The organism is Flectobacillus rivi (assembly GCF_030056655.1).
Taxonomy (GTDB): Bacteria; Bacteroidota; Bacteroidia; order Cytophagales; family Spirosomataceae; genus Flectobacillus; species Flectobacillus rivi.
This window is the reverse complement of record NZ_JASHIE010000008.1, coordinates 262138-284833: the sequence shown is the minus strand read 5'-3', so window position 1 is coordinate 284833 and position 22696 is coordinate 262138. Positions and strand designations below refer to the sequence as shown.

The following is a 22696-nucleotide window of genomic DNA, read 5'->3' as shown; positions in this document are numbered from 1 at the left end:
TTCTATTATAAAATATTACTTTTTTGCATATTATACGTTTTAGAAAAAATAAATAAAATTGATACCAATAATTGACATATTTGCAGGGCCTGGGGGGCTAGGAGAGGGTTTTTCTTCACTTCTGCATGAAAATAAAGAAAGAGTATTTAAAATTAAATTATCTATAGAAAAGGATTCTCATGCTCATCAAACATTAAAACTAAGAAGCTTTTTTAGAGCTTTTAGAGTTGGTTGTGTTCCGGAAGAGTATTACAAATTCGTAAGAGGAGAAATGACTTTGGAAGATTTATATAAAACTTACCCTGAAGAAGCTGCTTCTGCAGATAAAGAAGCTTGGTGTGGTACATTAGGAAAGCCTGATAAGGAAGATAAAAATTGGCTTTCAAATGATATGATTGACTCCAAAATAAAAGAGGTTCTTAGCGGATATTCAAACTGGGTCTTGATTGGTGGGCCACCATGTCAAGCGTATTCATTAGTTGGTCGTTCCAGAAGAAAGGAAAAGATTCTTGACGAAAGGAAAGATAATCGAGTAGGATTATACAAGGAATATTTAAGAATTATAGCAGTTCATAAGCCTAGCATATTCGTAATGGAAAATGTAAAAGGTTTATTGTCCGCTCAAACAGCAGATGATAACTTATTTACTAAAATTCTAAATGACTTAACAAACCCAGTAGAGGCTTCTCTTTCAGAGGGAGATATTACAGATGGAAATATACCACGAATAAAGTATAAAATTTATTCACTTGTTACTAAAGTAAATAAATTTGATATTTTTCAAAATCCGATATTCAAACCTAGTGATTTTGTGATTCGTACTGAGGAATATGGTGTTCCGCAAAGAAGGCATAGAGTAATTTTGCTGGGAGTTAGAGAAGATATAAAAGGAACTATAGGAACACTAGAAAAGAAAAGTGAATTGTCACTTGAATCAGTTATAGGAGGTTTGCCATGTATTAGAAGTGGTATATCAAAATCTATTTCTCACACTTCAACCATTGGAGCTCAAACAGGTACGGTAAAAAAAAGAAGATTTTATGAAAAAGTAAAAGATAGCTATGAAACATGGTATTCTCATATTCAAAACTTTAACAATCAAGTAACAACGATTTTAGGTTATAGTTCAAATAATGAAAATATAGGACCTTTGTCTATAGGAAGAGAGTTTATATCAACAGAAAAATACAGTCTTTCTAATGAGCACCCACTTAGAAAATGGTATTATGACAAAAAGCTTGGAGGTTTAATACATCATGTATCAAGAACGCATCTTTTAGAGGATATAAAACGATATCATTTCGCTTGCTGCTTTGTGGAGAAATATGGCAAGTTTCCTAAATTAGATGATTTTAAAAAGGCTGGGAATGAGTTCCTTCCAGATCATGAAAATGCTGAGTCAGGAAAATTTATTGATCGATTTCGAGTACAACTGCCTAATATTCCAGCAACAACAATTACTAGTCATATTTCCAAAGATGGTCATTATTTCATTCATTACGACTCTAAACAAAGCAGGAGTTTTACTGTGAGAGAAGCAGCCCGTGTACAGACTTTCCCTGATAATTACTATTTCTGTGGCGGAAGGACTCAACAGTTTCATCAAGTGGGAAATGCTGTTCCTCCATATTTGGCATATCAAATAGCTCAAATAGTAAAAAATATCTTGCTTGATGAAAATGAATAATAACAACATTCTTGGATTATATATTGCCTTCTACTTAGCTAAATTTAATAAGGAAGCATATTTAAATCTTGGTTTTAAGAACCAAACAGAAACTCATAAAGCTATTGGGGGTATCTTGAATGTTAAGCCATCAACTATCCAAAATTGGCGTGATGAGTTCGACCCTTTGTTTGGTCATAGAGCTGGTTGGTATCAAAGAGGCTTAAGTATTAGTCGTATAAAAGTATTAGAAGCAATTGGAGATTTAGATGAATCATCCTTAAGAGGTATTGTGCAGGATATATTAGGTAAAAACAATGTAGTGGAGGATTTAGAACAACTTGTATCTGTCGTACCAGAAGAAAAAAAGAAGAAACAAAAGAGGATATATGTTCCACGGAATGTTACAGGAAGAAAGGCTGAAGAAATCTTTATAGAATGGTTCAAATCTGGTCAGGAAGAAATTCCTCAGGGGAAAAATTTTGTGGATATGAGGGACTATGGTTGTGGATATGATTTTCAGGTAGTAGTTTCTGATAAACAAATATATGCCGTAGAAGTTAAAGGCTTCTCAGAAGATGACGGAGGAGTATTAATTACTGGAAAAGAATGGGAAACAGCGGGTGTAATGAAAGCAGATTATTATCTAGTTCTTGTTAATAATATTGTTAAAGATCCGGTTATTACTGTAATCAATAATCCATATGAAAAATTATTTCCTAAGAGAAATTTACAGACCGTTATTCAGGTCAATTGGATAGTATCCGCAAAGGAAATACGACAGCTTAAAGAAATTTTATCATGATTACAGATTATTCAAAATATACGACTGTTGATGCTGCGCCTATTGCAGTTAATATGCTTGAATCATTTAGAGCCGTGGGGTACAATATGGAAGCAGCCGTAGCAGACATAATGGATAATTCAATTTCAGCAGGTGCAAAAAATATATGGATAGATTTTGACTGGAATGGAGCAGACACCACATTTTCATTGAAAGATGATGGCTGTGGTATGACGAATGATGAATTAATCAACGCTATGCGTCCAGGTTCCAGAGATCCGAATGAAGAGCGGGATGTAAATGACCTTGGTCGTTTTGGTCTGGGATTAAAAACAGCCTCTTTTTCACAGTGCAGAAAGTATACTGTTATTTCTAAAAAACAATCAGAAGAACCTGTTTTCTGGACATGGGATCTGGACTATGTGTATCATTATGCGAAAGAATGGAAACTGATAGCATCATTACCGGATGGCAACTGGAACGAACAAATTCAGAATTTATCTTCCGGAACCATAGTTATCTGGCAGGATATGGATCATTTGTTGAAAGGAATAGCTGCTAATAACCAAAAATCTTATGACAAATTTCTCCAGACAATGGAACGTGTCAAAAAACATATCGCAACTGTTTTTCATCGTTACATTGAAGGCAACAAAATAAAAATATTTTTCAGTGGTAGAGAAGTTGAGGCATGGAATCCTTTTCTGATACAGCATACAGCAACTCAGAGTTTTCCTGAAGACCCGCTACATAATGGAAAAATAAAAGTCCGGGGCTTTGTATTACCTCATAAATCCAAACTTACACCGGAAGAATTCAGGAATGCAGAAGGCGTAAGAGGATGGAATGCACAACAGGGATTTTATGTGTATAGGAATGAACGAATGCTGGTTAGCGGGGAATGGTTAGGATTATTCAGAAAAGAAGAACACTTCAAACTGGCAAGAATAATGATTGACCTGCCGAATAGTCTGGATGGAGAATGGCAGATTGATATTAAAAAATCAGTTGCAAGAGCTCCTTTTGGGTTAAAAGACAATCTGAAAGCTTATGCTTCTCTGGTAAGAGCTCAGGCTGTTGAGGTTTACAGGCACAGAGGTAAAGTAGTTCAACGGAATTCTGCAACACAGCATTTTCAGCCAGTCTGGATAGAAAAACAAAAGGATGGAAAGCGTTATTACGAAATAAACCAGGAACATCCTTTCATTGCTTCAATGGATCTGAAAGCGGTAAAACCGCTTATCAGATTGTTGGAAGAAACACTACCAGTTCCATTGATTGTTATTAATGAGTTTGAAAACCCAGATTCATTTTTCAGACCATTTGAAAAAATACCTGCTTCCAATGAATTGAAAGAATTGCTGAAAGTTGTATATAAGTCATTATTGAATAGTAACACACCGGAGCAGTCAAAGAGTAGGTTATTGCTAATTGAGCCATTTAATGAATATCCGGAATTAATTGAATGTCTATGAGTAATTATCAACAGGCAAAAACATTATGCAATGCATGGCTTTCAGAAATAGCGAAAACTGAAAGTGTAAATGCTGCACTTATTAAGGAAAAGGTTGATCTGGTTAATACACTTTTTAATTTACCAGAATCTGAGAAAGCTAAATTGATTGAAGAATTAGAAGTTTTATACTCAATCTTATCAGATCAGTATCGTATACTGGATGATGTAAAGCCACATCCATGGGTGAAAAATGCCAAATCTGAAATAAACTGGGATTTCTGGAATCGTTATAGAATGTACCTGGAACAAAAGAATTATGCACCAGATACTCTGAACAAAATGAATAACCTGACGGATGATATTCTTGACAGATTGATTCGACCAGACAGTAATATTCCTTTTGATAAAAGAGGTTTGATTGTTGGTCATGTACAATCTGGGAAAACTGGAAATTATATAGGTCTTATGTGTAAAGCTGCGGATGCTGGCTATAGATTGATTATAGTTTTAGCCGGAATTCACAACAGTTTACGTTCTCAAACCCAGCTTCGAATTGATGAAGGTTTTCTTGGATTTGATACCCAATTGGCCAGAAGTATTACACAAACTTCAGATCGTATAGGAGTTGGACGAATTAATCCAAACCTGATTGCTCATTCATTGACAACAAATGAGATTAATGGAGATTTTAACAGGAAGGCTTCTGAAACGTCAGGCATAAGTATAGGAGGTAAGGATCCCATTATATTGGTCATCAAGAAAAATGCTTCTGTAATGAAGAATCTTTTAGGGTGGCTGGCAAGTCGTGGAAAAACAATGGAGGATGGTAAAAAGCAAATCAAAAATCTGCCCTTGCTGGTGATTGATGATGAAGCCGATAATGCATCCATTAATATCAGTAAAAATTATGTTTCTGGAATCAACGCTTGTATCCGATCGATGTTAAAATTGTTTGAGCAGAGTGCTTATATTGGTTATACAGCGACACCTTATGCCAATATTTTTATTAAACAATATACAGATGATGATGCAAAAGGACTTGATTATAATGTACACAATATCCCATTATCATTGGGTAAAGATATATTTCCAAAAAATTTTATTGTCAATATACCTGCACCTTCAAACTATATAGGTCCTGAAAAATTATTTGGAATTGAATCACTTGAAAATATTGATAAAGAAATACAGCCGTTAAAACTTTTCAGAATTGTAAACGATTATGCTGAATATATTCCGGAAGGACATAAAAAAGATGAGCCTAAACCTGAAACAGTAACGGAGCTTCCTCCAAGTCTTCATGAGGCTATTAAATGTTTCTTTTTGTCGTGTGCGGCTAGGAGAGCTCGTGGCCAAGCAAATGAGCACAATTCTATGCTTATACACGTAACCCGGTTTATAGACTGGCAAGATAGAATAGCAACACTTGTTGAAAATGAAGTAAATGTTTATAGACGATTAATAGAGTTTTCTGATAGAAAGTTTCTTGGCGAGCTTGAACAGCTTTGGATAGATCGGTTTGTAGATGTGACAAAAGAAGTAATTGATAATCCTTCAGTGAATGACCCATCCATTGTAAAAATGTTGTGGGTGGATATAGAACCTCATTTGTATCCAGCAGTTGCTAAAATCGAAATCAGAGCAGTGCATGGGGATGCCAATATAAACAGGTTAAATCATAAAAACATTCGACCACTGGATTATTATGATCATCGTAAGACGGGGCTTTCTGTAATTGCTGTTGGTGGTAATAAGCTTTCCCGTGGATTAACATTGGAAGGACTGACCATTAGCTATTTTCTTCGTGCATCGAAGATGTATGATACTTTAATGCAAATGGGAAGATGGTTTGGATATCGTCCGGGATACCTTGATTTATGTAGGCTGTATACAAGTGAAGAGCTTGTAAAATGGTATCAACACATAACAGTAGCAACCGAAGAAATGAGGGCAGAGTTTGACAGAATGAAAGATCTGGATAAAACTCCAGCAGATTATGGTCTCAAAGTCAGAACTCATCCTGATTCACTCGTAATTACTGCGGCTAATAAGTTTCGTTATAAAAAAATAATGACACTAAGCCTTTCCGGTGTATTGGAAGAAACATATTCATTCAAAAAGAATGATCCAACGCATCTTGTAAATTATAATAATACATTAAAACTTATTAACGATTTAGGATTACCTGACGGAACTGTCAATACGGAATCTATTCTGCGGAATCATTTTGTATGGAGAGGTAGAAACAACGCGGACAGAATAATTGACTACCTATATGGTTATACATCAAAACAACCAACTTTTAATGTAAACCTGATAAACAGATTTATCATTGAACAACAAAAACATAGGTTAATAACGAACTGGACCGTGGTGGTAATTAATAATACAACTACGGATAAAACAGTTAAAATTAATGCTGATGTTAAGATTGGACTCACAAAACGAAGTGACTTTACTCCTGAATCCAACTATTATACGATTAATAAATCTCACATTATTGATCCGCGACATGAATTTATTGATTTGACTGATGAAGAAATAGGAATAGCCTATAGTAGAACCATAGAAGACGCAAAGAAAAACGGGAAAAATTTGTCAAATATTGATAAGCCCAGCCCGGTACGAGTAAAAGAAATCAGACCGGATGAACAAGCTCTTCTATTGATTTATTTATTGGATCCACAACCTAAAGAAGACAAAGCTCTCCTCTCATCAATTCCTATAGTGGGCTTGGCAGTTAGTTTTCCCTGGATGAAAAATGCGAAGCCTATTGAATATGCAGTGAATGAACAATTCCTGAACGAATTAGATTATTCTGATGAATTGGATGATCAGGAACTTGAAGAACCATTAATAGCAGTTGAAAAAGATAATGAACTGGAGCAATTGGAAGTTCTTGAAAATAGAATTGAAAATAAATTTAAAGAACTGGAGGGGAAAACACAAAAGTGGAAACCTACTTTCCTATATGGAACCAATAAACTGAATTATATTGAGAAGAAACCTGAAGCTATTCCTGTCATAAAGACTACAGATGTTCATCGTTATTATATTAATCCGTATGTTGATTCATGGATTGAAAATTCGGAGCGCCTATTAATAAATAAAGGACTCGTTATATCTACAGCGAAATTTCAGGCTCAGAATTTTGCTATTTCAGAAAATTCACTGGTTTTAGACGGTGAATGTCTTGCAATATGGATCCCGGAAATCCCTTCCGAATATTTATCTGCTATTCTGAACTCAGTATTTTTTACATATTATAATAGAGGTAAAGCAGGACTTGCTACAGAACAGGTAATAGAAAATTTTCCATTTATTTATTCAGAGCAGTACAGTCATGGAATTTCTGTTTTGGTAAGATGTATTTTGGCATTACAAAAAGAGCAGTCTTCCAGAGAAAGTCGTGTGATGAGTTCATTTTTTATAAGTGTCCTTGACGCAGTAATTTTTGAAGTCTATTTTCCGGAAATTTTTGCAGAAAATCGTCTGAATGTTCTTTCTGAATTACAAAGTCTTATTCCATTTGATAATGATGCGGAAAATATAAAACGCTACTATCAGTTATTGAACAAACCTCAAAGTCATGTAAAAAAAGCAATTTATGATATAACTACAATTCCTGAATTCAAACTTATTTATCAAACTCTGAATGAAAATCAAACGCATTCAAATTAGCAATTACAGAGCATTTCTGGTGAATAACGACCAGGAATCAGCCCGTTATACAATAAATTTGCCGAAGGGGGAAAACCTATTGATTTATGGAGAAAATGGAAGTGGGAAATCATCTCTTTTCCGTGCTTTGAAGGACTTTTTTAATTCTGCTTTGAATACAGGATTTCCATTTCAGAAAAATCTATTTTATATTCCTAAGCATAATGAGGAACAGCCTTTTATAAATATAACACTTGAAGATGAGAGCGAATTTTCTTTCTCTGCTGAAACAGCAAGGACAAATACGCATACCATTCCTATAATTGCAAAAGCAAGTATTGTAAAGGGATTTGTAGGATATAGAGACTTATTACAGCTTCACTTCAGGCAACATAACAGCCAACCTGATTTATTTGCTTTTTTCCTTGGAAAAACTGGATTATTTGCGGATACGATTGCTGTTCTTTCTATACAACCAGCAAATAAAGTTTCATATAAAGATTTATGGGATAAGATTCAGAACTCCAAAGCACAGGACGATATATCGGACTATAATACTAATGTTTATGCTCAGTTCCTGGAATTAGAAGATAGAGCAAATATGCTTCTTAAGTATTTTCAGAGAGAATGTAATTTGAAAATAGAGTATAACGAAATGGAATTACAAGGAGACAACTTAGTCCCCCCTTCTATCTCATTTAAAATAAAACTTTTTGAGAAAGAATTACCTGAACATGAGGAAGTATTAAACGAAGCACGTCTAACAGCATTAGCTATTTCTGTTTATTTAGCCTATGTGCTTGGTTTACCAGAAACGGATTTAAAGATTTTATTTTTGGATGATATCTTTATCGGTCTCGATATGACTAATAGAATTCCGTTATTGGAGATCCTCACAGAAGATGAATTCGACGATGGAACTTCGTTTAGAGATTTTCAGATATTTCTTACAACTTATGACAGAGAATGGTTTAATGTAGCTAAGCCATATCTTGAAGGCTGGGAAAAAACAGAATTTTATGTAGATAACCATAGCCATAATATCGAACGCCCTTTCATACGTAAATCTGATACATATAGAGATAGAGCAGAATATCATTTGACAAAAGGAGATTATCCGGCTTGTGCCAATTATTTGCGAAAGGCATTTGAAAAAGAGCTTAAGAGAATTCTTCCTGAAAATGTTTTATATCCGGGTTTTAATGGTACATCGGGAGACAATAGTGTAATTGCTTTATCAAAAAGGAATCTTTCAATTTCGGAAAATGATAATGCCTGGTTTTATAAATTAAAAGAGGAAGAAGATACAGATGTAGATACTTTCAGATTTATCTCTTTACAACAAATGATAGATCAGTTTAAAAAGTTAGTCAATCAGTATGAAATTCCATTCTTACTCATTGATGAACTTACCGGAATCAAAAACCGGCTACTCAATCCTCTTTCTCATGATGACCTGAAATCTTCAATATTTAAGGCAGAACTCATTACCGGATTTAAAATATTAGATGAACTTGAGAAAATAACTTCAAAAGTTATAATACCACTTGATAATGTCCACGCTATTCAGCTATATAGTATTAAGAATGACTATAAAAATGATTTATACTATTACAGGTTTGAGTTAATGGAGAATTTAAGAGTTTTCCAATATGGTACGTTCAGAATACTATTAAATGCCAGTATCCATTCACAGTATCGAGCAAAAGAATATAAAAGTTTAGAGGTACTTGAAAAACAATACATATCACTTAAAAAATTAAGTGAAGGAATATTCTTTCTTTCTGATGCTCCTGGAGCAGCATCGACTTTCTATGAGAATTTTATGTTCGATGAAATTTACACCATTGATGGAAAAAAAATATCTGAACTGATTTAATTTATGGCACAACAGGAACTCAATCGGTTTTATACCGATTTATTACAGGATATTCGTTCTGAGCAGCTTTCAAAGGAAGAAGGAGGTTCATTAGAACAGTTGTTTACTAAACAAGCTATTGATCTTTTGTCAGAAGGGGGAGAAACTGCTGATGTCAGGATTTCTTTTCATGAAAGTGTACTACCAAGAAATCGCCACAAGATTAATGCATACTCTATTGCTGATAATTATGAAACACTTGATCTTTTTGTAACAATATTAAAATGTACAGAAATACCTGTCCGTATTCAGAAATCAGATATTGATAATGCAGCAAAACTATTACTCTCATTTTTGAAAAAAGCTGACAACAGAGAATATGCAGATAGCCTAGAAGAATCATCAGAGATATTTGACTTTGCACATACATTAAATGCCTCGGTAGAACTGAGAGAAAACCTTGTAAGAATAAATATATTTATTTTAACCGACGGTATTTATAGCGGGGATATTCCTTCACAAAAAGAATTAAATACGATCCCTATTTTTTTTAGAGTAATTGATTTGAATTATCTTTTCAATATTTCTGAGAAAGAATATGTTCCTATTGAAATTGATTTTGAAAAGAATGGCTTTGAAGTACCATGTATTAAAGCGGATATAGATAACCCTGAATATCAGTCCTATCTAGCTTTAATCCCCGGACAGGCACTTGTCTCGGTTTATGAGCAATATGGAGCTAGACTATTAGAACAAAACGTGAGGTCTTTTCTACAATTTACTGGAAAAATAAATAAAGGGATACGAAATACAATACTGAAAGAACCACACATGTTTTTGGCTTTCAATAATGGTATTGCAGCCACTGCTGATGATTTAAAGTTCAGACAAACAGAAAAAGGATATTTGATTGAATCTGTAAAAGACCTTCAGATTGTAAACGGAGGTCAGACAACAGCATCTATATATCATACTTGGAAGAAAGATAAGGCTGATATAAAAGAAATTGTGGTTCAGGTCAAACTGAGTATCATAAAAGATAAGAATAATTTTGCGGAAATTGTGAGCCGTATTGCTGAATATGCCAATACTCAGAATAAAGTTTCTATTTCTGATTTGAGTTCTAACACTCCGTTTCACATTGAACTTGAAAAACTATCCAGAAATATATGGGCTCCCCCTGTTAGTGGTCAATCTCATCAGACAAGATGGTTTTATGAAAGAGCGAGAGGTCAATATAGAAATGCTAGGTCACGTGAAGGAACTACAAAAACTAAATTGAGAGTTTTTGATCTTAAAAACCCTAAAAAACAATTTTTTACAAAAGAAGAACTGGCAAAGTTTATAAATACTTGGGATGAGGTTTATGTGGAAGATAAGCTTGTTATCGGTCCACATATAGTTGTAAGAGGAAGCCAGAAGAATTACGCACAGTTTATTGCACATAATATTCCTGGAAATCCTGATAACAAGTATTTCGAAAATGCAATTACAAAGGCTATTCTATTCAGAACAGCAGAAAAATTGTATGGGATAAAGCCTAATTCTATTGGAGATATGAGATACATTACGGTTCCTTATACCCTTGCACTGTTGTCATTTAGGAGAGATGTTGAAATAAACTTGTCTGATATTTGGAAAAAACAGATCATATCAGAAGGATTACAGGAAATAATTTATAATCTGATGATTCAGGTGGAGCAATTTATTAAGGAAAATGCACCTGGAGCTCTATATGGTGAGTGGGCTAAGAAAGAAGATTGTTGGATGAAATTGAAGAATGAATTATTTAATATTGAATAAAAATTGATTTGGGAGGTTTAGATATTATTGATTTGTTAATATTATCTAAATCTCCCAAAGATTTTCCAAATGAAAATCTACAAGCTTAAATGTAATGGTCCTATTTCCACTCTAAAATTACGTTTTCAATAATTGAGCAAGCATCGTCCATTTGAGTTTCAGTGATGACCAATGGTGGGGCAAAACGTATTTTATTACCATGTGTTGGTTTGGCTAATAATCCTTTTTCTTTAAAAGCCATACACAAGTTCCAAGCCGTTTCGCTTTCTTCTGTATCGTTAATTTCGATGGCATTTAACAAGCCTTTTCCTCTTACTTCAGTGATTAAGTCTGGGCGTTGACTTTTGAGTTGAGTCATTCTTTCTCTGAAAAGCTGTCCCATCGCCTCAGCATTTTCGGCAAGTTTTTCATCTTTTACTACTTGTAAAGCTGCCATTGTTACGGCACATGCCAATGGATTACCACCATAAGTAGAGCCATGCTCTCCTGGCTTAATAGTCAACATGATTTCGTCACGACACAAAACCGCAGATACAGGATAGGTACCTCCCGATAGCGCTTTTCCTAATATCAAAATATCTGGTTGGAAGCCTTCATGATCACAAGCAAGACGCTTGCCTGTACGGGCAATTCCCGTTTGCACTTCATCAGCGATAAACAAAACATTATGCTCACGACATAATTCAAAGGCTTTTTTGAGGTATCCTTCTTCTGGAACAACAACACCTGCTTCGCCTTGAATAGGCTCTACCATAAAGCTAGCTACATTTGGGTCTTTGAGAGCTTCACCCAGGGCCTCTAAATCATTATAAGGAATGATTTCATAACCTGGCAATAAAGGACCGTAATCGTTATAACTCGAAGGATCAGTAGAGGCCGAGATAGCCGCAATTGTACGTCCCCAGAAATTACCTGATGCGTAAAGTGTTTTAGCCTGATTTTGAGGAATACCTTTTACTTTGTATGCCCATTTACGAGTTAATTTCAAAGCTGTTTCACCACCTTCTGCACCTGAGTTCATCATCAATACTTTGTCGTAACCGAAGTATTCACATAGATATTTTTCACAAAGTCCTAATTGGTTATTGTAAAAAGCACGAGAGGTAAGGGTTAATTTCTGTGCCTGCTCTATCATTGCCTGCACAATTTTTGGATGACAGTGCCCTTGGTTTACAGCACTATAAGCCGAAAGAAAATCAAAATACGGGCGATTTTCTACATCCCAAACAAAAACACCTTGACCACGCTCCAATACTACAGGCATTGGGTGATAGTTATGGGCACCATAATGGTCTTCAAGCGTAATAGCAAATTCGGTGGCTGTTAGTTCTTCTGAATATTTTTCTGAAATGTTCATTGTCGTAATTCTTTAAGGTAAAAAGGTTATTTGATAACAGTGTGTCTGTTAGCCTTGTCTTTTTACAAATGATTTTAAAATAAAGAAATGACAAAATCGACTACCGTTGAATCACAACATAGTCTTTTGCCTAAAGTATCAAAACTTTAGAAGAGTATTACACAGCAGAAAAAAGCCAGATGACGTAGATGAGTAACGTAGAAGACTCAAGGATTCGGTGAATTTTACAGAAATGACCATAAAGTGCGCTCGTCGTGAGAGGAGGGCACATTGCTTTTATGTTAGTTCGATATGTAAAATTGCTTGGCATGACTTTTACAAAAATACAATATTTTGAACATTTTGCTTAAACTATAGGTTGGAAAGTTGAAATCAAAAAACATGTTATTAACGAATAAATCAATAAAAAGAACCACGAAGGAAACCTATTATTGTCTTGGACGCTGTTAACTTTGACCCTTGAATATGAAAAATGAAGAAAAAATAAAGGCTAATCGAGGATTGGAACCAGAGGATTATTACTTGAATGAGCAGGGATTTATGGTATTTACAAAAGAATACCACCTAAAGCGAGGATACTGCTGTAAAAACGGCTGTAAACATTGTCCTTATGGGTTTAAGAAAAAGCCAATGTAAACAGAAACGGTATATTCCTATTCAATAGGGGTCCTCTCGAATTTTGGGATAATTTTAAATAGAAACCTCTTATGCTTTTTTTCCCAATAGGGTGCGATTTAGGTCGTACCATATTGGGGAAAAAGCACTCAAATACTAGATATTTATTGACTATTAATCAAAAGAGGTGTTCGAAAATCTGATTTCGAACACCTCTTTGATATTATCTTTTAAAAAGATTTATTTTATGCTTTCTAGCTTCTTTTACAAAAGCTCATAAATACCTGCTACACCTTGTCCACCACCAACACAAGCCGTCACCATACCATATTTCTGATTACGACGACGCATTTCATTGAATAGTTGAACTGACAAACGAGCTCCAGTTGAACCTAGTGCATGTCCTAAGGCAATCGCACCACCGTTTGGATTGAGTTTACTTGGGTCGATGTCCAAGGTACGAACTACAGCCAGTGCTTGAGCCGCAAAAGCTTCATTCAGTTCGATTTGGTCAATATCATTTAACGACAAACCAGCTTGCTTAAGGGCTTTAGGTACTGCAAATACAGGGCCGATACCCATAATACGAGGTTCGCATCCCGCAGTGGCATACGACAGCATACGAGCAATAGGCTTCAGATTAAGCTCATTCACCATTTTTTCGGACATAACCATTACAAAAGCAGCGCCATCTGAGGTCTGAGAAGAATTACCTGCCGTAACTGAACCACCTGCCGCAAAAACAGGTTTGAGTTTGCCAAGGGCTTCTACACTGGTATCTGCACGAGGTCCTTCGTCTTTATTGAAGACCGATTCTTTCGTTTTCTTTTTGCCTGAATTAGCATCAAAAAAAGTTTCTTTGATGGTAATAGGTACAATTTCAGGGTCGAATAAACCAGCCTGTTGAGCCGCAATGGCTTTTTGATGCGAGGCATAAGCAAAAGCATCTTGATCTTCACGACTGATATTATATTGATTAGCTACTTGCTCGGCTGTTAGTCCCATGCCGATGTAATAATCAGGTGTTTTTTGAGCAATATCAAAATTAAGAGCCGTTTTATAACCCATTACAGGTACCAACGACATTGATTCCACACCACCTGCAATAATACAGTCGGCCATGCCTGCTGAGATTTTAGCCGCAGCAATAGCGATAGCTTCAACACCTGAGCCACAATAGCGGTTGATAGTAAAACCTGAAACTTCTTTAGGTAATGACAATAGCGCTACATAACGCCCAATTTGCATTCCTTGTTCGGCCTCTGGTACGGCATTGCCCACAATTACGTCGTCAACACGTACAGGGTCTAATTGTGGAAGAGTTGATAAAATATGTTTGATTACCTCGGCACCAAGTTCGTCAGGACGAGTGAATCTAAGTGTACCTTTTGGAGCTTTTCCTACTGCTGTACGATAGCCCGCAACGATATATGCATTCATGGTTTGATTCTGGATTTTGAATAAGAAAAATGAAATTAGGCAATAAGCTGTAGGCATTAAGCAAAAAAGGTATTCATGATTTTTAAGAAAAACGCTTATACTTTTAGCTTATGGCATATAGCTTAATACACCTATTACGGGTAAAAATAAGTTGAATTAATTGTCGAGATAATATATTGTAAATTATGATTTTATATTCATAACTCACTACTCGCAATTCTACATTCATACTCCCTCTTAGTTTCTAAGCGGTTTTCCTCCATTAAGAAGGCTTTGGATGCGCTCCAAGGTCTTACGCTCGCCTGAGAGTGATAAAAATGCCTCACGCTCAAGATCAAGAAGGTATTGCTCCGTTACATTTTGTGGATAACTCAAGTCTCCTCCGCAAATAGCATAAGCCAATTTGTTGGCAATCTTGGCATCGTGTTCAGATATATATTTACCCATCAACATTGAGGTAATACCTGCTTTGAACAACGCGATACCTGCTTTTCCTTGAACTCTGATGTCGTTACGTTGCTTAGGTTGAGTATAACCTGCTTCTGCTAACTCTATGGCAGCTTGTTTGGCATCGGCTATCAAACGACTGCGGTTGAGCACTACCTCGTCGCCACGACGGAAGTAGTTCATGTCAAATGCTTCATAACCCGAAGTACTTACTTTGGCTGTCGCAATGTTCATGAAGGCTGATTGCAAAATATTGAGCTCTGGGTCACCAGCTTTGTAGAGGTCAGAACAGCGTAGTGCCATTTCTTTGGTACCGCCACCCGCAGGAATTAAACCTACACCCACTTCTACAAGACCAATATAAGTTTCGGCTGCTGCTACCACACGGTCAGCGTGTAAGGTAATTTCGCAACCACCACCAAGTGCAAGCGTATGAGGTGCTACTACAACAGGAATCGACGAGTAACGAACGCGCATCATGGTCTGCTGGAATTGCGCAATCATTAGGTTTACTTCGTCAAATTCTTGTTCGACAGCATACATAAACAGCATGGCTAAGTTGGCACCCGCCGAAAATGCTTCGGTACTATCGTTACCAATCACCAAACCACGGAAATCTTTTTCTGCTAGACTGATAGCTTTGTGAACGCCCTCAATAACTCCCGCTCCAAACGTATTCATTTTTGAGCGGAACTCTAAACCAAGAATTCCATCTCCTAAATCATAAATATGACTTTCTCCGTTTTTCCAAACGATACCATCTGAGAGGTTTTCAAGAATAATAAATGATTCTGTGCCTGGAATGAGTTTGTAGCTTTTGCTTGGAATATCGTAGTAAAGACGCTTACCACCTTCTTTTTTATAGAATGAGTTTACGCCACTTTCAATCATCTCATGAACCCATGAGGCTGGTTCCATGCCTTCGGCTTTCATGAGTTCTAGACCTTTTTGTAAACCTAGGGCATCCCATGTTTCGAAAATACCCATTTCCCAACCAAAACCTGCGCAAATAGCAGCATCGATGCGATATAGCTCGTCAGCAATTTCTGGAATACGATAAGTAACATATCTAAAACCATCCAAAATGGTTTTACGATAAAACTCTCCAGCTTTGCCTTTGTCTGCTAACAATACAGCAAAACGGTCTTTTAAGGCTAGAGATTTTGTTTTTTCGAAAACATCAAATTTTACCTTCTGAGAAGGTTCGTATTCAAAAGTTTGAAGGTTTAAAGCCAAAATTTCTGACTTACCACCAGCACCTTTGATTTTCTTGTAAAACCCTTGACCCGTTTTGTCACCTAGCCATTTGTTTTCCTGAAGTTTTTTAATCATTTCTGGTAAAACAAAAGCATCTCTTGACTCGTCATGCGTGAGTGCCGCATATAGGTTGTTTGAAACGTTAATCGTAGTATCCAAACCGACCAAGTCAGACAAACGAAAAGTTCCTGATTTTGGACGACCTACGACAACCGAAGTAAGTTTGTCTACCTCCTCAACCGTCAAGCCCATTTCTGCCACTACTTGCATGGTTTTCATCATGCTGTAAACACCTACACGGTTGGCAATAAAGGCAGGGGTATCTTTACACAATACGGTAGTTTTTCCTAAAAATCTATCACCATAGTGCATCAAGAAGTCCACCACAGTAGAATCCGTCTGCGGTGTTGGAATTACTTCCAATAGCTTCAAATAGCGAGGAGGATTAAAGAAGTGCGTACCGCAGAAATGTTTCTGGAAATCTTCAGAGCGACCTTCTGCCATCAAATGAATCGGAATACCCGATGTATTTGAGGTAATCAGCGTGCCAGGCTTACGAAGAGCATCTACTTTTTCGAAAAGACTCTTTTTAATGGCTAAGTTTTCTACAATGACCTCAATCACCCAATCATAATTCTTGATTTCGGCGAGATTATCATCGAAGTTGCCAAGCTTGACACGGTTAGCAAATGCCGTAGAATAGAGTGCGGCAGGATTAGCTTTGAGCGTATTCTGAAATGCCTCATTGACAATACGATTACGTACCGCAGGCGATTCTAGAGTAAGACCTTTCGCTTTTTCAGCATCGTTGGGTTCACGAGGAACGATGTCTAACAAGAGCACCTCGCATCCAATATTGGCAAAGTGGCAGGCAATACGGCTTCCCATGATGCCTGACCCTAACACAGCTACTTTCTTGATTGAACGGTTCATTGTAATATGTTTATGAGATTTTGATTCGATAGGTAAAGTTAAAGAAAAATAAAATTGTTATGCAAGCATACTATTTTATTTTTTTCTTTGAATTGTTATATTTTTATAAAAATGGCTTTTACAAGGCTGAGAAAGCTTCAATATTTAACCATAAAAAACATACTGAAGTAGGAGAGAGTGAAATACTTTTCGATAGGGGCTAAATAATTTTGTCCCTATTCTCTTTTGCTTTATGGATAATTTATAGCGATGATGTAAAATTATTGTTGTAAATCAAAGATTTGGGCATAGGTTTTGTGACATATTTTGCGGTTATTACTTCTTGATAAAACTACCCAGAATAAAGCCTCCAAAATACCTGAGTTAACACTCATAAGTAGGACTGGACAAAGGATTTTTAACTATTGCAGATTGGGGATTTCTGATTTCGGAAATAGAGTAAAATACCTTTATTTTTTACAAAATATAGACGATTATACTTCCGAAATCAAACATCTGATACCCGAAATAAGCAGTTTCTATAATCCTTCGTACTACCCTAATTGATAATTCATTATTCCCACTTAACCCAAGACTATTGTATATGAAGTTGAACCTTTTTAGTCGTCTGCTCGATACGCCCAAATTACCCATGATTTTATTTGTGGTTTATTTTATTAGTGGGCTTTTGGTTTACAAAGATTATGGTGTTTCGTACGATGAAGGCACAGAGCGTCACATCGGGATTATGAATATTATTCACGTAGCTCGGCAATTGGCACCAGGTATGGCTTCGAAGGTGATTCCACCTGATTTGAAAAATGCACCAGACATGGAGCATTATCGAGATAGAGACCATGGTGCGCTGTTTGCTTTACCGATGGTAGTATTAGAAAAAGGGTTGGGCATCGACGACGAATTAGGAGTATATCGACTTTGGCACTTATCGACTTTTTTGATTTTTGCACTATCCATTATTTTCTTGTATAAACTTCTTTCTGAAAGATTCCAGAAACAATATATCAGTTTATTGGGGTGCTTTATCTATGTATTTTCGCCCCGTTTTTTGGCAGAGTCATTCTATAACCCGAAAGATTTACCGCTGTTATCCCTCTTTGTAATTGCTGGTTATTTAGGGTTCAAAATTTTAAAAGGCGCTAATTACAAGTATGCTATTGGGCTAGGTTTGGTTATGGGATTGGCTACGGCTTTGCGTATTGTAGGCATTTTTCTCCCACTGATTTTTGGAGGAGCAATAGTCTTAAAACATTTTTTTACGCAAGAAAAAGACTTAGTTCAGAAGCTTAAAATGTTGGCAAGCATGCTTATCGTGTATTTGCTGACTTTTTACATTGCTTTCCCTTATTTGTGGACAAACCCCATCGGGCACTTTATTGAGGTATTCGAAAACCTGAGTAAATATCCATTGAATGCGCCAGTATTGTTTGAAGGTCAATATTATACCGCCCCTGATTTGCCTCGTTATTATGCCTTGATTTGGATTGTGATTACTACGCCAATTCCTTTTCTTTTGTTGGCATTGATAGGTGTTGTTGTAACCTTAAAACAATGGATAACAGAATATAGGAATCCACTTACATACATCAATTTGTTTTTTCTAGGGCTTTTTGTCGGCCCCATTTTAAGTGTTGTCGTATTAGATTCGACCTTGTATGATGGTTGGCGCCACTTGTATTTTACTTACGCAGGGTTTGTGTATCTTGCCACATTGGGAATTGTTACGATTGAAGACTTTTTGAAGGGATGGAAGCCTGCTGTAGCAGGAGGCTTTATCGGATTGAACGTATTGGTAGTGGTATATCTACTTGCTTGGATTGTAAAAAATCACCCCTATCAAAATGTGTATTTTAATGTATTAGCAGGAAATCATGTCGACAAAAAATTTGAGATGGATTATTGGGGTACTTCCTATAAGCAAGCATTAGACTATTTGAAAGCACACAGTCAGAAAGGAGCAAAAGTCAAAATTAATGGAAATATTTGTGCTTCGTATAACTTGGGGAAAAGCGAAAAAGATGTACTAAAATTTGTGAGTGACATTAATCAAGCAGACTATTTTATTACAGAATATCGTCATTTTAATTTCAATCCTGATTTTTCTGCTTATTTAGTTCCTTCAAAAGAGGTATTCAACGTAGAAGTAGATGGAAATAAAGTGATTAGTATCTATCGTTTGAAATAAATTATCATAAGCACTTCACAAAAAAGGCTGATGAATTTGTTCATCAGCCTTTTTTGTGAAATACTCACCTTTGCTTTCTATTAAAAATTTACTTTTTCGTAAATGATATATTCTGGTCTGTTTTTGATTTCTTCAAACATATTACCCAAATATTCTCCTAAAACACCTATCGTAAGCAATTGAACACCTCCAAAGAAGATAACTGCAATCACCGTTGATGCCCAACCTGGCACTAAGGTTTCTGGTCTGAAAATAAGTCCTGTAAGAACCCAAATTCCTAAAGCTAAGCCTACAATTAGACTAAGACTTCCTAAGCCTAGAGCGAGTTTGAGAGGTTTTTTACTAAAATACAACAAACTTGTAGAGGCAAATTTGAGCATTTTAGAAAGAGGGTACTTCGTTTCTCCCGCAAATCTTTCTTCGCGCACATACATGATTGGTACTTGTTTGAAACCAATCCATGAGATGAGCCCTCGGATATATTTGTTCTTTTCTGGAAAAGCTTTGAATGCTTCTATAACATGCCTATCAATTAATCTAAAATCACCAGTATCTACAGGTAAAGGAGTATCTGATAGAAAATTGATGGTACGGTAAAACATGCGTGCCGTAATTTTTTTGAAGAACGTTTCACCCTTACGTTTTTCACGCATCCCATACACCACATTGGCATTTTGCTCGAGGTGCATTTTTACCATATCTGGAAACAACTCAGGTGGGTCTTGCAAATCGGCATCAATAATAATAGCTACATCGCCTGTACAAGCTTGGATCCCTGCGGTTACGGCAGGCTGGTGACCAAAGTTTCGAGAGAAACCAATGATTTTGACGTTAGCGTCTTTCTGAGCAATTTCTTTCAGAATAGATAACGTACGATCACGACTGCCATCGTTGATAAAAATGATTTCATATCCTTTATGCCCAAAAGATTGCATGGTTTTAGACACTCGCTCATAAGTGTACATAATCACCTGCTCCTCATTAAAACAAGGAATGATAATCGAAACAGTAAGGTTGTAATGTTCAGACATAAATCTTTAATGTTCAAGTTGTGTGATAGGTAAAATACAGGGCAATGTTTTCGTTAAAGATGGTATGATATGTTATTAATAAATGTACAATAAAGACGAGAATTAACCCATTTGAGTAATCAGAAAATGGAAAAATGTCGACGCTATTGTTTTCTTCCTTTGATAAACCTTTCTCTGCCAAACATATCCTTGATAATTTCTATCTCTACAAATCCTTTTTCTTCAAACACTTCGGCAGTTTCTGTGCCTAAGTACTGATTGATTTCTACTATAAAAAAACCATTGTTTACCAGATTCAAAGAGGCATAATTGGCAATAGCTTTATAAAAAACCAAAGGATTGTCATTTTCTACAAAAAGGGCTAAATGTGGTTCATAGTCAAGTACATTAGCCTCCATTTCACCTTTTTCCCGATGTGTCACATAAGGCGGATTGCTTACAATTATATCAAAAAGTTGCTCTGATTTTTCGTATTGATAAGTCAAAATATCCTTCTGAACAAATTGAACACCTGCTTGGTGGCGTTCATTATTTTGCTTGGCAACGCTCAGTGCTTCTTCCGAAATATCATAAGCAATAACAGCGCCATTTTGTATTTCACAAGCAATAGTAATGGCAATACATCCTGTCCCTGTACCTATATCAAGTATAGTTGCTGAGTGCCCTAAACTTTTGGCAAAGGTAATGATAGGTTCGATAAGTTCCTCAGTTTCGGGTCGAGGAATAAGAGTTGATTTACTAACTTGGAAAAGTCTTCCATAAAAATCACCAACGCCTAGCACATACTGTATTGGCTCGAAGGACTTAACACGAGCTACAAGGGGGGCAAAATCTATATTATTGCCTATAGGCTTGTCGACAAGTATGTCTGTTTTTGAAAGACCCACAAGCGTATCAAGCAAAAGATAGACCATACTTTTTGCTTCGTTTTCTGAGTAAACTGCCGTAATTTCGGCTACCAAATCCGCAAATAGTTGCTTAGATGATTGAGTCATGGAAAATATTAAGTTTTAAGCTATCGGATATAGGCTTTTTGTTTTAGATAAAAGCAAAGATGTTTTTATGTCGTTAGTCTAAACGAGTGCTTTTCTTTTTCACTGATGAATATACAAAATTACAGAAATGTCGAAGAATAATCATGTTTTGAGCGATACTCAAATAAAAGCATTCATGCAACGTGCCCTTGACCTAGCCCAATTGGGAGCAGGAAATGTATCTCCGAATCCCATGGTAGGATGTGTAATTGTACATCAAGGAAAAATAATTGGCGAAGGTTGGCATCAACGCTATGGGCATTGGCATGCCGAAGTCAATGCGGTAGCAGATGTAAAAGATCAAAGCCTTTTGCCCGAATCCGATGTGTTTGTGACGCTCGAACCTTGTTCTCATTTTGGTAAAACACCTCCTTGTGCTGATTTATTGGTCAAACATCAAGTGCGTCGAGTGTATATCTGTAACGATGACCCCAACCCTTTGGTAGCAGGAAAAGGTATTCAGAAATTGAGAGATGCAGGAATTGAAGTCATATCGAGTGTTTTAGAAGAAAAAGGACGTGTGTTGAATCGCCGTTTTTTTACTTTTTTTGAAAAAAAACGACCTTATATTATTCTCAAATGGGCAGAATCGACCGATGGTAAAATCGCCTTACCCAATTTTCAAGCGGTTCAAATTTCCAATGCTTTATCAAGACGTTGGACACATCAATTGCGCTCAGAGGAGGATGCTATTATGGTGGGCACACGAACGGCACAATATGATAACCCTTCACTGAATACACGTTTTTGGACGGGTAAAAATCCGACAAGAGTATTGATTGATAAACATTTACAAGTAGCGAAGGATTCGGCTATTTATGCAGGGACAACGCCTACAATTTGCTATAATTCTATTAAGTCAGAACAAAAAGGGCATATTTCTTATGTCCAAATGGAGGCAGAAAACTCTTGGCTTCCGATGATTTTAGATGATTTATACCAACGAAAAATTCAGTCGGTCATCGTCGAAGGAGGCACAGCTTTACTACAATCCTGTATCGATGCTGGACTATGGGATGAAGCATATCGCTGGATTAGTCCACAAGCAATAGGAGAGGGCATCACGGCACCAACACTAACAGAAGGCTTAATAGATAGAAAAGAAATAGGGGATAATAGTTTGTGGAGGTATTCGATTGAGCAATAAAATTGATTTCGAATGTGGGATTTTTG

At 36.3% G+C, this 22696-nt stretch carries 14 protein-coding genes; 9 read left to right on the top strand and 5 right to left on the bottom strand.

Annotation, left to right across the window (positions count from 1 at the left end; genetic code table 11):
- Positions 1–58: 58 nt before the first annotated feature.
- From QM481_RS12735 to QM481_RS12710, 6 genes are read left to right on the top strand one after another with little or no spacing between them, the layout of a single operon-like run.
- On the top strand, positions 59–1687 hold the full coding sequence (locus tag QM481_RS12735; protein WP_283382033.1) for a DNA cytosine methyltransferase: 1629 nt from the start codon (positions 59–61) through the stop codon (positions 1685–1687).
- Positions 1674–2471: a protein NO VEIN domain-containing protein gene (locus QM481_RS12730; protein ID WP_283382032.1), complete on the top strand. Its 798-nt coding sequence runs from the start codon at positions 1674–1676 to the stop codon at positions 2469–2471. Before QM481_RS12735 ends, QM481_RS12730 begins: the two co-directional genes overlap by 14 nt.
- Positions 2468–3925, top strand: coding sequence for an ATP-binding protein (locus QM481_RS12725; protein WP_283382031.1), 1458 nt, complete (start codon positions 2468–2470; stop codon positions 3923–3925). Before QM481_RS12730 ends, QM481_RS12725 begins: the two co-directional genes overlap by 4 nt.
- Entirely contained in the window at positions 3922–7587 is a 3666-nt protein-coding gene (locus QM481_RS12720) for a Z1 domain-containing protein (RefSeq protein ID WP_283382030.1), read from the top strand. Before QM481_RS12725 ends, QM481_RS12720 begins: the two co-directional genes overlap by 4 nt.
- Positions 7562–9445, top strand: a complete 1884-nt coding sequence (locus QM481_RS12715; RefSeq protein ID WP_283382029.1) for an AAA family ATPase — start codon at positions 7562–7564, stop codon at positions 9443–9445. The genes QM481_RS12720 and QM481_RS12715 overlap by 26 nt, the downstream gene beginning before the upstream one ends.
- 3 nt (positions 9446–9448) lie before the next feature.
- Complete coding sequence (locus QM481_RS12710; RefSeq protein WP_283382028.1) at positions 9449–11227, top strand: AIPR family protein; 1779 nt, start codon at positions 9449–9451, stop codon at positions 11225–11227.
- A 100-nt stretch (positions 11228–11327) separates the two neighbouring features.
- On the opposite strand, the gene rocD is transcribed toward QM481_RS12710, so the two are convergent.
- Entirely contained in the window at positions 11328–12584 is a 1257-nt protein-coding gene (gene rocD / locus QM481_RS12705) for an ornithine--oxo-acid transaminase (RefSeq protein ID WP_283382027.1), read from the bottom strand.
- A 465-nt stretch (positions 12585–13049) separates the two neighbouring features.
- On the opposite strand from rocD, the gene QM481_RS12700 reads away from it, so the two are divergent.
- Positions 13050–13220, top strand: a complete 171-nt coding sequence (locus QM481_RS12700; RefSeq protein ID WP_283382026.1) for a C1orf53 family protein — start codon at positions 13050–13052, stop codon at positions 13218–13220.
- Between the two features lie 243 nt (positions 13221–13463).
- Here the strand turns inward: QM481_RS12700 and QM481_RS12695 are convergent, their stop codons facing one another.
- Both QM481_RS12695 and QM481_RS12690 read right to left on the bottom strand, forming a co-directional pair.
- Positions 13464–14639 carry an acetyl-CoA C-acyltransferase gene (locus QM481_RS12695; protein WP_283329057.1) on the bottom strand — a complete coding sequence of 392 codons (1176 nt, stop codon included), beginning with the start codon at positions 14637–14639 and terminating at the stop codon, positions 13464–13466.
- Positions 14640–14876: 237 nt separating this feature from the next.
- On the bottom strand, positions 14877–17276 hold the full coding sequence (locus tag QM481_RS12690; RefSeq protein WP_283382025.1) for a 3-hydroxyacyl-CoA dehydrogenase/enoyl-CoA hydratase family protein: 2400 nt from the start codon (positions 17274–17276) through the stop codon (positions 14877–14879).
- A gap of 583 nt (positions 17277–17859) precedes the next feature.
- On the opposite strand from QM481_RS12690, the gene QM481_RS12685 reads away from it, so the two are divergent.
- Entirely contained in the window at positions 17860–19458 is a 1599-nt protein-coding gene (locus QM481_RS12685) for a glycosyltransferase family 39 protein (protein ID WP_283382024.1), read from the top strand.
- Between the two features lie 80 nt (positions 19459–19538).
- Here the strand turns inward: QM481_RS12685 and QM481_RS12680 are convergent, their stop codons facing one another.
- Complete coding sequence (locus QM481_RS12680) at positions 19539–20489, bottom strand: glycosyltransferase family 2 protein (RefSeq protein WP_283382023.1); 951 nt, start codon at positions 20487–20489, stop codon at positions 19539–19541.
- A gap of 143 nt (positions 20490–20632) precedes the next feature.
- On the bottom strand, positions 20633–21484 hold the full coding sequence (gene prmC, locus QM481_RS12675) for a peptide chain release factor N(5)-glutamine methyltransferase (protein WP_283382022.1): 852 nt from the start codon (positions 21482–21484) through the stop codon (positions 20633–20635).
- Between the two features lie 127 nt (positions 21485–21611).
- Between prmC and ribD the strand changes: the two genes are divergently transcribed.
- Positions 21612–22670 (top strand): bifunctional diaminohydroxyphosphoribosylaminopyrimidine deaminase/5-amino-6-(5-phosphoribosylamino)uracil reductase RibD, encoded by a 1059-nt coding sequence (gene ribD / locus QM481_RS12670; protein ID WP_283382021.1) that lies wholly within the window; start codon positions 21612–21614, stop codon positions 22668–22670.
- Positions 22671–22696 lie beyond the last annotated feature (26 nt).

Excerpts from the sequence above, each read along its gene's own strand:
- QM481_RS12715 (WP_283382029.1), top strand. The coding sequence starts at position 7,562 with ATGAAAATCAAACGCATTCAAATTAGCAATTACAGAGCATTTCTGGTG.
- QM481_RS12710 (WP_283382028.1), top strand. The coding sequence starts at position 9,449 with ATGGCACAACAGGAACTCAATCGGTTTTATACCGATTTATTACAGGAT.
- QM481_RS12720 (WP_283382030.1), top strand. The coding sequence starts at position 3,922 with ATGAGTAATTATCAACAGGCAAAAACATTATGCAATGCATGGCTTTCA.
- prmC (WP_283382022.1), bottom strand. The coding sequence starts at position 21,484 with ATGACTCAATCATCTAAGCAACTATTTGCGGATTTGGTAGCCGAAATT.
- QM481_RS12695 (WP_283329057.1), bottom strand. The coding sequence starts at position 14,639 with ATGAATGCATATATCGTTGCGGGCTATCGTACAGCAGTAGGAAAAGCT.
- ribD (WP_283382021.1), top strand. The coding sequence starts at position 21,612 with ATGTCGAAGAATAATCATGTTTTGAGCGATACTCAAATAAAAGCATTC.
- QM481_RS12725 (WP_283382031.1), top strand. The coding sequence starts at position 2,468 with ATGATTACAGATTATTCAAAATATACGACTGTTGATGCTGCGCCTATT.
- QM481_RS12700 (WP_283382026.1), top strand. The coding sequence starts at position 13,050 with ATGAAAAATGAAGAAAAAATAAAGGCTAATCGAGGATTGGAACCAGAG.
- rocD (WP_283382027.1), bottom strand. The coding sequence starts at position 12,584 with ATGAACATTTCAGAAAAATATTCAGAAGAACTAACAGCCACCGAATTT.
- QM481_RS12685 (WP_283382024.1), top strand. The coding sequence starts at position 17,860 with ATGAAGTTGAACCTTTTTAGTCGTCTGCTCGATACGCCCAAATTACCC.
- QM481_RS12730 (WP_283382032.1), top strand. The coding sequence starts at position 1,674 with ATGAAAATGAATAATAACAACATTCTTGGATTATATATTGCCTTCTAC.
- QM481_RS12690 (WP_283382025.1), bottom strand. The coding sequence starts at position 17,276 with ATGAACCGTTCAATCAAGAAAGTAGCTGTGTTAGGGTCAGGCATCATG.
- QM481_RS12680 (WP_283382023.1), bottom strand. The coding sequence starts at position 20,489 with ATGTCTGAACATTACAACCTTACTGTTTCGATTATCATTCCTTGTTTT.